This is a genomic window from Aeromicrobium sp. Leaf272 (genome assembly GCF_001422865.1).
Lineage (GTDB): Bacteria > Actinomycetota > Actinomycetes > Propionibacteriales > Nocardioidaceae > Aeromicrobium.
Window position 1 is genome coordinate 53,331 of record NZ_LMMY01000009.1, and the last position, 8,265, is coordinate 61,595.

Genomic DNA, 8,265 nt, shown 5'->3' on the forward strand with positions numbered 1-8,265 from the left:
CCCGTGAGGGCGTGTCCGCCCAGGTGGTCGTGAGCGCCGAGCGACACGGCGACGCGTGGCGGGTCGTCGTGGCCGACAACGGGCGCGGCATCGAACCCTCTCGCCGTAGCGAGGTCTTCGACCTGTACGACCGCGGCGACGACCCCGGCGGGCACGGCATCGGCCTGGCCACCACGCGTCGCCTGGTCCGCGCGCACGGGGGCCGAGTCGGCGTGGACGAGTCGCCGACCGGTGGCGCCGCGGTGTGGTTCGAGCTGCCCGCGAGGTAGCCGGCGGCGAGTTCCGAGATGTGGATCTCGTGGGGAGCTCGTGGGGGACTCGTGTGGATCTGGGCTCCGTAGCGTTCCAGACATCACCTCGACCACGGTCGAGCCCCACCGGTCCACACAGGAAGAACCCCCATGAACACCAAGAAGGTCCTCGTCCCCCTCGCCACCCTGCTCGCCGCCGGCGCCGTCGCCATCGGCTCGGGCGCCACGTTCACCTCGAGCACCGCCAACACCATCAGCTCGGTGACCTCCGGCACCCTGTCGCACACCAACTCCAAGAGCAACGCCGCGGTCTTCAACCTCACGAACATCAAGCCCGGCGACGTCGTCAACGGCAGCCTGACCATCACCAACACCGGCTCGCTGCCGGCCGCGTTCAGCCTGACCGAGACCACCTCGACGAACCAGTTCGCCGACGACGCCCTGACCCTCACCATCACGAACACGACCTCGGGCACCCAGGTCTACAGCGGCAACTTCGGCGGTCTCGTCGACGGCAAGAAGAACACCCTGGGCACCGTCGAGCCCGGCGTCGTGAGCAACTACACCTTCTCGGTGCGCCTCGCCGACACCGCCGACAACACGCAGCAGGGCAAGACCGCCTCCGCCGCGTACAGCTGGGACTCCACGCAGCTCTCGGCCACCACCACCAACCAGTGAGAGCCACCCGGACGCCGGCCGTGAGGGAGGCCGACGTCCGGGCGCCCCGGCCAACAGGGGTGGTCCGCGCACCTGACCGGGTTCGCGGACCACGGCCGGACGCAGGACACGTGCTGGTCCCCGTACGAGGAGAGGGACCGCACGGTACGACCACCCGCCACGAGCAGGAGAAGGAGAAGGACATGACCATCCCGCACCGCCGCACCCCCCGACGCGCAGGCCGGGTCCTCCCGGTCATCGTCAACTCCCTCCTGCTCGTGGCGACCGTGGCCGGGCTGGCCTACCTGGCGCCCAGCCTGCTGGGCTACGAGCGCTACGTCATCACCGGCGGGTCCATGTCCGGCTCGATCGAGAAGGGCGCGGTCGCCTTCGAGAAGGCCACCCCCGTCGCCGACCTCGCCGTCGGCGACGTGATCACCTACCAGCCCCCGGCCGACAGCGGCGTCACGAACCTGGTGACGCACCGCATCATCGACATCGGCACGTCCGAGAGCGGCGCCCCGCTGTTCCGCACCCAGGGCGACGCCAACCCCCAGCCCGACCCCTGGACCTTCTCCCTCACCGCACCGGACCAGCCGGTCGTCGAGTTCCACGTCCCGCACGTCGGCTGGGCCCTCGTCGCGCTCGCCGACCGCGACACCCGCCTCCTCGTGATCGGCGTGCCGGCCGGCCTGATCGCCCTCGCGAGCGGCGTCGAGCTGCTCGGCGCCCTCCGCAGCGGCGGACGACGCCGCGACCGGACCGAGGCGCCCGTCCAGCCGACCGCCCCACTGGTCCCCGTCCAGCTCCCCGTCCCCGTCCCCGTCCACTCCTGACCGGTTCCGTGGAGGTCGTGTGACCTTCGCGTGGGGTCTTCGTGGAGTCGACCTCCCTACCGTTGAGGACATGAGCATGAACGCCCGTCACCGAGCACCGTCCCCCCTGCGGGGCCGCGCGCCGCTGGCGGGCGTCGTCGTGGTCCTGGTCGCGCTCGCGTTCTCCGTGACCGGCTTCTCGTCGGCCAGCTTCTCGGCCCGCACCGTCAACCCGGTCGGTACCGTGACCGCGGCGTCGGACTGGACGCCGCCCAGCGTGGCCGTCACGGCGCCGGCCGGCGGCAGCGTGACCGGGACCGCCACGATCGCCGCCACCGCGAGCGACGCCGAGTCCGGAGTCGCCCAGGTGGTGCTGCAGCACCAGGCCGCCGACGCGTCGAGCTGGACCACGCTCTGCACGGACACCACTGCGCCGTACTCCTGCTCGTGGGACACCCGGACGGGCGCGACCCCCGACGGCCCCTACGACCTGCGCGCTGTCGCCACCGACAAGGCGGGCCACACCACCATCTCCGAGCCCGTCCGGACCTACGTCGCCAACACCTTCGCCATCGTGCTGGCCCCGCTCGGCGAGGCCCTGACCGGCACGGTGACGGCATCCATGAGCGTCTACAACGCCGGCCTCGCCATCGGCTCCCCCCGGTTCGAGTACTCCCCCGCCGGCACGAACAAGTGGACCCGAGCCTGCACCGGCAGCCTGTTCATCAACACCACCACCACCTGCTCCTGGAGCACCACGACGGTGCCGGACGGCACCTACGACGTGCGCGCCGCGATCGACACCCTCGCCGGCACCCGGTACTCCACCGTGCAGACCGACGTCCTCGTCGACAACACCAAGCCCGCCGTCACGATGACCGACCCGGGCACGCCGCTGAGCGGAACCCGCACCTTCTCCGCCACGGCGACCGACGCGGGCTCGGGTGTCGAGACGGTCGAGCTGCAGTACTCCCAGGGCACCATCGGCACGTGGAAGACGCTGTGCACCGTCACCTCCGCGCCGTGGTCGTGCCGCTACGACACCACCGCGCTGACCGGCGGCACCTACTCCTTCCGCGCCGTCGCCACCGACGCCGTCGGCCTGCAGTCCACCTCCGCTGCCGTGGCCAACCGGGTCGTCGACAACACCGTCTCCTCGGTGTCGCTGGCCGACCCCGGCCAGTACCTCACCGGCACGGTCACGCTGACCGCCGCCGCCAACGCCTCGGCGGGGATCGCCTCGGTCGGGATCCAGCGCGCCCCCGCCGGAGGCAGCACCTGGACCGACGTGTGCACCGACACGACCGCTCCCTACACCTGCGCCTTCGACACCAAGTCCGTCGGCGACGGCAGCTACGACCTCCGAGCGCAGCTGGTCGACACTCGCGGCACGATCACGACCTCCGCCGTCGTCGGTGCCCGCCTCGTCGACAACAGCCCGGTACGGGCGCTCGACGTGCAGTCCGCCAACGGCGGCGGCACCGTGGGCCGGGTCGACAACGGCGACACCGTCACCTTCACCTACAGCGAGAAGCTCGACCTCGCCACCGTGGTCGGCGGGTGGGACGGCACCGCCAGGGCCGTCACCGTCCGGCTGCGCGACGGCAACCTCGTCGGCGGCGGCGCCAAGGACGACACGATCGACGTGACCGGGGCCAACCTCGGCGCCGTCAACCTCAAGGCCGACTACGTCAAGAGCGGCAAGACCGTCCAGTGGGCCGGAAGCATGACGGCCACGACCGTGACCGTCGGCGCCTCCACCCGCACCGTCGTGACCGTGAAGATCGGTGCCGTGACCTCAGGATCGGGGCTGCGCACCGTGACCAGCGCAGCCACCATGACGTGGACGCCGTCCGCGTCCGCTGCCGACCTGTCCGGCCAGAAGTGCTCGACGGCCCCGGCCGTCGAGACCGGCACCGCCGACCGGGACTTCTGATGGCACGCGTCGCTCCGTCGCACCTCGCGCCGGCCGGCACGGCCCTGCTCGGGCTGCTGCTCGGACGGGCGGCCGTGTCCACCGCGCACGAGCCGTACGCGTCGGTGCTGCTGGGGGTCCTGGCCGCCATCGCGCTCCTCTCGGCGGCCCGCCTGGGCACGGCCCGGTGCATCGAGTCGCGGGTGGCTGCGACCGCGGTGGCCCTGGCGACGGTGACGGGCGTCGTGCTCGCCAGCACCGTGGGTCCTCCCGGCTCGACACCGCACCCGGTCGACGTCACGTTGGTCGCACTTGCGCTGGCGGCCGCGGCGGTCCTGACCCTGGTGGTGGCACCCGAGCCGGAGCGCGCGCCCGCAGGTGACCTCTATGCTCGATGAGGTGTCTCACACTCTCTTGATCGTCGAGGACGACGACCAGATCGCCGCTCCCCTGATCCGCACGCTGGAGCGCGAGGAGCACCTGGTCGAGCGCGTGGCCACCGGCACCGAAGCCCTGGAGCGGCTGGCCGTCGGCGGCGTCGACCTGGTGCTGCTCGACCTCGGCCTGCCCGACCTCGACGGGCTCGAGGTCTGCCGGAGGGCCCGGGCGGACGGGTTCGAGGGCGGCATCATGATCCTGACCGCCCGCGGTGGGGAGCTCGACCGCGTCGTCGGTCTGGACGTCGGCGCGGACGACTACCTCGCCAAGCCCTTCGCCCTGGCCGAGCTGCTCGCCCGGGTCCGGGCACTGCTGCGGCGCAGCGCCCGGCCAGGACCCGAGGTCGCCCCCGCGCCTCCCGTGTCGTCCCCGACCGGCGGGGTTCGCGTCGACCGCGACACCCGGCGCGCCTGGGTGGGCGACTCCGAGCTCACGTTGACGGTCAAGGAGTTCGACGTGCTGGCACTGGTCGAGGCCGCCGGCGGCAGCGTCGTCACGCGCGAGCACGTGATGGACGAGGTGTGGGACGAGAACTGGTTCGGCTCCACCAAGACGCTCGACACCACGATCGGTCGGTTGCGCCAGAAGCTCGAGGACGCCGACGCGCGGGGCCGTGTCGTCACCGTGCGGGGCGTCGGCTTCCGCTGGGAGATCGACGCCGCGGATGCGTGACCGCCTGGTCGCGACGTTCGTCGGGCTGACCCTGCTCGTGCTGGCGCTGTTCGCCGTCGCGGCGTCCTACGTGGTCGCCGACGTCGTGCAGGACCAGGAGCGCGAGCGCGCCGATCGCACCGCCGCCCTGATGGCGGCCGCGGTGGGCGCCCGGCTGACCGCGGGAGCCACCGTCGACCAGGACTACTTCACGTCCCTGCTGCAGGACGACGAGCGCGTGGTCTACCAGCCCCCCGCCGGCGAGCGCATCACCGCAGGGACGGTGACCGTCGACGGCCCGCGCAGCACCCGGGCGGTCGACGGTGGGGGCAGCGTGACCCTCAGCCTCTCCGGTCGGTCGATGACCGACCGCGTGTCGGCCGGAGTCCTGCCGCTGGTCCTGCTCTCCCTCGCGCTGGCCGCGGTCGCGGGCGTCGTGGCGGTGGTCATGGCACGTCGCTTCGCCCGGCCCTTCGGCGAGCTGTCGATCGTGGCCGCCGAGATCGGCGCGGGCCGCTTCGACACGCCGGTCCCCCGCTACCGGGTCCGGGAGGCCGACGAGCTGGGCCGGGCGCTGCGCGACACCGGTCGCCGGCTCGACGTCCTGCTGGAGCGTGAGCGCTCGCTGGCCGTGACCGCCTCGCACGAGCTCCGCACGCCCATCACCGCCCTGCGCCTCTCGCTGGAGGACCTCACGCTCTGGAAGCAGGTGCCGCCCGAGGTGGCAGCGGAGCTGACCAGCGCGATCGCCGCCGTGGACCGGCTGGGCGTCGCGGTCACCGAGCTGCTCGAGGTACGTCGCGACGACGCCCTCGACGACGAGGTCGCCCTGGACCTCGTGGACCTCACGTCCACCGTCGCCGAGCGCTGGCGGGAACGGCTGTCCGAGCAGGGTCGCGATCTCGTCCTCACGTCGCGGGCGCCCGTCCCGGCCAAGGTGGCCCCCGAGCCGGTGCGGCAGGTCGTCGACGCCCTGCTGGCACAGGCGACCGACGGCGGCACGGGCAACGTCACCGTCGACGTGTCGACGCTGCGCACCGTGCTGCGCGTGCGCGTGACCGACCAGGGACCACGTCGCCTGCCGAGCGGCGTGCTGCACGGCGACGCCGGGGTCGACGGCCTGGCCGAGGCTGCCGTGACCGCCGAGTCGGTGGGCGGCTACGTCACCGTGCAGGACGCACCGCAGTCACGCGTGATGCTGATCCTGCCCCACCACTGAGGTCGCGCCCCCGGACGCACGGACCCCCTCCGCCCGAGGGGCGGAGGGGGTCCGGTGTCGGCTGGAGGCTCAGGCCTCGTCGGCCGACGTGAAGTTCCGCAGGTGCGTCGTGTCGACGGGGACACCCGGGCCGTTCGTCGTGGAGACGGTGATCTTCTTCAGGTACCGACCCTTGGAGCTGGCCGGCTTGAGACGCAGGATCTCCTCGAGGGCCGCGCCGTAGTTCTCGGCGAGCTGCTCGGCCGAGAACGAGGCCTTGCCGATCACGAAGTGCAGGTTGGCGTGACGGTCGACGCGGAACTGGACCTTGCCGCCCTTGATGTCGCCGACGGCCTTGGCGACGTCGGTGGTCACCGTGCCGGTCTTCGGGTTCGGCATCAGGTTGCGCGGGCCGAGGACGCGGCCGAGCCGGCCGACCTTGCCCATCATGTCGGGCGTGGCGACGACGGCGTCGAAGTCGAGCCAGCCCTCGTTGACCTTGTCGACGAGCTCGTCGGCACCCACGTGGTCGGCGCCGGCCTCGCGGGCGGCGTCGGCGTTGGCACCGGTCGCGAAGACCAGGACCCGAGCGGTCTTGCCGGTGCCGTGGGGCAGGTTGACGGTGCCGCGCACCATCTGGTCGGCCTTGCGGGGGTCGACGCCGAGGCGGACGGAGACGTCGACCGTGGAGTCGTAGTTCTTGCTGCCCGACTCCTTGGCCAGCGTGGTGGCCTCGAGCGGGGTGTAGACGGCGTCCTTGTCGATCTTCTCGGCGACGGCGCGGTACGCCTTGCTGTGCTGTGTCATGTCTGGCTTCCTTCGGTGTGCACCAGGTGTGGTCTCGCGGGCCCAGCCGGCCCTGCCACGTGTTGCTGGTCGGGGTGGGTGTGTCAGTCGGTGGTGACGCCCATGGAGCGGGCGGTTCCCTCGACGATCTTCATGGCCTGGTCGAGGTCGTTCGCGTTCAGGTCAGGCAGCTTGGTCGTGGCGATCTCGCGGATCTGGTCCTTGCTGAGCTTGCCGACCTTGTCGGTGTGCGGCGTGGACGAGCCCTTGGACAGACCGGCGGCCTTCTTGATCAGCTCGGCGGCCGGCGGCGTCTTGGTCACGAACGTGAACGAGCGGTCCTCGTAGATCGTGATCTCGACGGGGACGACGTTGCCGCGCATGGACTCCGTGGCGGCGTTGTACGCCTTGCAGAACTCCATGATGTTCACGCCGTGCGGGCCGAGCGCGGTACCGACGGGGGGCGCCGGGTTCGCCATGCCGGCGTTGAGCTGCACCTTGACGAGTGCGGCGACCTTCTTCTTGGGAGGCATTGTTCTTCGGGTCCTTCTGTGGATGGGTGGTGCAGGCCGGAGGAGCCGGCTCAGACCTTCTGGATCTGGGTGAAGCTCAGCTCGACCGGGGTCTCGCGACCGAAGATCTCGACGAGGGCCTTGACCCTCTGCGCGTCGAGGTTGATCTCCGTGATCGTCGCGTGGAGCGTGGCGAACGGACCGTCGACGACCATGACGGAGTCACCCGTCGTGAAGTCGGCGAACTCGACCTTGGGGGACGATGCGGTCTGCTGCTGCTCGGGGGCGTCGGCCGCCTGCTGGGCGACCTCGGCCTCCACCGCCGGGGCGAGCATCTGCTCGACCTCGGCGAGGCTGAGGGGCACCGGCTGGTGGGAGTTGCCCACGAAGCCGGTGACCGACGGGGTGTGGCGCACGACGCCCCACGACTCGTCGGTGAGGTCCATGCGGACCAGGACGTAGCCGGGGAGCACGGTGCGCTTGACGAGCTTGCGCTGCCCGTTCTTGATCTCGGCGACCTCCTCGGTGGGGACGACGATCTCGAAGATGTAGTCCTCGGCGTTGAGCGAGGTGATGCGGTTCTCGAGGTTCGCCTTCACACGCTTCTCCATGCCGGAGTAGGTGTGCACGACGTACCAGTCGCCGAACTGGCTGTAGAGCCGCTCGCGGAACTCCGCGAGCGCGTCGACGGGGGCGTCCTCGCCGGCCTCTTCACCGTCCCCGGCCTCGTCGGCAGGGACGTCGGCGTCGAGCTCGGCGTCGACCTCGGCCTCGGCGGCCTGGTCGGCGTCGACGGTCTCGTCGGCGCCCTCGGGCACGTCCTCGACCTCGGGGGCCTCGTCGATCGACGCGGCGGACTCGTCCGACGCCTCGACGTCGGAGAGCTCCTCGACCTCGACGTTGCTCGTCTCGGGGGACTGTTCAGTCACTGGTTTCCTCTGCAGTTCACGCGAACACGGCGAACATCGCCTTGCCGAACCCGTAGTCCAGGCCGGCGACGAACGCCATCATGATCAGGACGAAGACGAGCACGACGAAGAAG

The 8,265-nt window shown here is 71.4% G+C and carries 10 protein-coding genes; 7 read left to right on the top strand and 3 right to left on the bottom strand.

Annotated features, from left to right (window positions below):
* The 7 genes from ASF38_RS01755 to ASF38_RS01785 form a co-directional block, all read left to right on the top strand.
* A partial coding sequence (locus ASF38_RS01755; RefSeq protein ID WP_235497343.1) for an ATP-binding protein occupies window positions 1-269 on the top strand: 269 nt, incomplete at its 5' end.
* 132 nt (window positions 270-401) lie between these two features.
* Window positions 402-929, top strand: coding sequence for a TasA family protein (locus ASF38_RS01760; RefSeq protein ID WP_055964191.1), 528 nt, complete (start codon window positions 402-404; stop codon window positions 927-929).
* 182 nt (window positions 930-1,111) lie between these two features.
* Window positions 1,112-1,744 carry a signal peptidase I gene (locus ASF38_RS01765; RefSeq protein ID WP_055964188.1) on the top strand — a complete coding sequence of 211 codons (633 nt, stop codon included), beginning with the start codon at window positions 1,112-1,114 and terminating at the stop codon, window positions 1,742-1,744.
* Window positions 1,745-1,814: 70 nt separating this feature from the next.
* On the top strand, window positions 1,815-3,659 hold the full coding sequence (locus tag ASF38_RS01770; RefSeq protein WP_200914369.1) for an Ig-like domain-containing protein: 1,845 nt from the start codon (window positions 1,815-1,817) through the stop codon (window positions 3,657-3,659).
* Window positions 3,659-4,036, top strand: coding sequence for a hypothetical protein (locus ASF38_RS01775; protein ID WP_056573271.1), 378 nt, complete (start codon window positions 3,659-3,661; stop codon window positions 4,034-4,036). The genes ASF38_RS01770 and ASF38_RS01775 overlap by 1 nt, the downstream gene beginning before the upstream one ends.
* The gene (locus tag ASF38_RS01780) at window positions 4,026-4,748 is read left to right on the top strand and encodes a response regulator transcription factor (RefSeq protein WP_055964179.1); all 723 of its coding nucleotides are present in this window, start codon (window positions 4,026-4,028) and stop codon (window positions 4,746-4,748) included. The genes ASF38_RS01775 and ASF38_RS01780 overlap by 11 nt, the downstream gene beginning before the upstream one ends.
* Window positions 4,741-5,946 carry a HAMP domain-containing sensor histidine kinase gene (locus tag ASF38_RS01785; RefSeq protein WP_056573274.1) on the top strand — a complete coding sequence of 402 codons (1,206 nt, stop codon included), beginning with the start codon at window positions 4,741-4,743 and terminating at the stop codon, window positions 5,944-5,946. The genes ASF38_RS01780 and ASF38_RS01785 overlap by 8 nt, the downstream gene beginning before the upstream one ends.
* Before the next feature lie 69 nt (window positions 5,947-6,015).
* Here the strand turns inward: ASF38_RS01785 and rplA are convergent, their stop codons facing one another.
* The 3 genes from rplA to nusG form a co-directional block, all read right to left on the bottom strand.
* Window positions 6,016-6,732 carry a 50S ribosomal protein L1 gene (gene rplA, locus ASF38_RS01790; protein WP_055964173.1) on the bottom strand — a complete coding sequence of 239 codons (717 nt, stop codon included), beginning with the start codon at window positions 6,730-6,732 and terminating at the stop codon, window positions 6,016-6,018.
* 83 nt (window positions 6,733-6,815) lie between these two features.
* The gene (gene rplK / locus ASF38_RS01795) at window positions 6,816-7,244 is read right to left on the bottom strand and encodes a 50S ribosomal protein L11 (RefSeq protein ID WP_055964170.1); all 429 of its coding nucleotides are present in this window, start codon (window positions 7,242-7,244) and stop codon (window positions 6,816-6,818) included.
* Window positions 7,245-7,294: 50 nt separating this feature from the next.
* Window positions 7,295-8,152: a transcription termination/antitermination protein NusG gene (nusG, locus tag ASF38_RS01800; RefSeq protein WP_235497344.1), complete on the bottom strand. Its 858-nt coding sequence runs from the start codon at window positions 8,150-8,152 to the stop codon at window positions 7,295-7,297.
* Between the last annotated feature and the right edge of the window lie 113 nt (window positions 8,153-8,265).

Coding starts and splice junctions, on each gene's coding strand:
- ASF38_RS01770 (WP_200914369.1), top strand. CDS start 1,815: ATGAGCATGAACGCCCGTCACCGAGCACCGTCCCCCCTGCGGGGCCGC.
- rplA (WP_055964173.1), bottom strand. CDS start 6,732: ATGACACAGCACAGCAAGGCGTACCGCGCCGTCGCCGAGAAGATCGAC.
- ASF38_RS01765 (WP_055964188.1), top strand. CDS start 1,112: ATGACCATCCCGCACCGCCGCACCCCCCGACGCGCAGGCCGGGTCCTC.
- rplK (WP_055964170.1), bottom strand. CDS start 7,244: ATGCCTCCCAAGAAGAAGGTCGCCGCACTCGTCAAGGTGCAGCTCAAC.
- ASF38_RS01785 (WP_056573274.1), top strand. CDS start 4,741: ATGCGTGACCGCCTGGTCGCGACGTTCGTCGGGCTGACCCTGCTCGTG.
- ASF38_RS01775 (WP_056573271.1), top strand. CDS start 3,659: ATGGCACGCGTCGCTCCGTCGCACCTCGCGCCGGCCGGCACGGCCCTG.
- ASF38_RS01780 (WP_055964179.1), top strand. CDS start 4,026: ATGCTCGATGAGGTGTCTCACACTCTCTTGATCGTCGAGGACGACGAC.
- ASF38_RS01760 (WP_055964191.1), top strand. CDS start 402: ATGAACACCAAGAAGGTCCTCGTCCCCCTCGCCACCCTGCTCGCCGCC.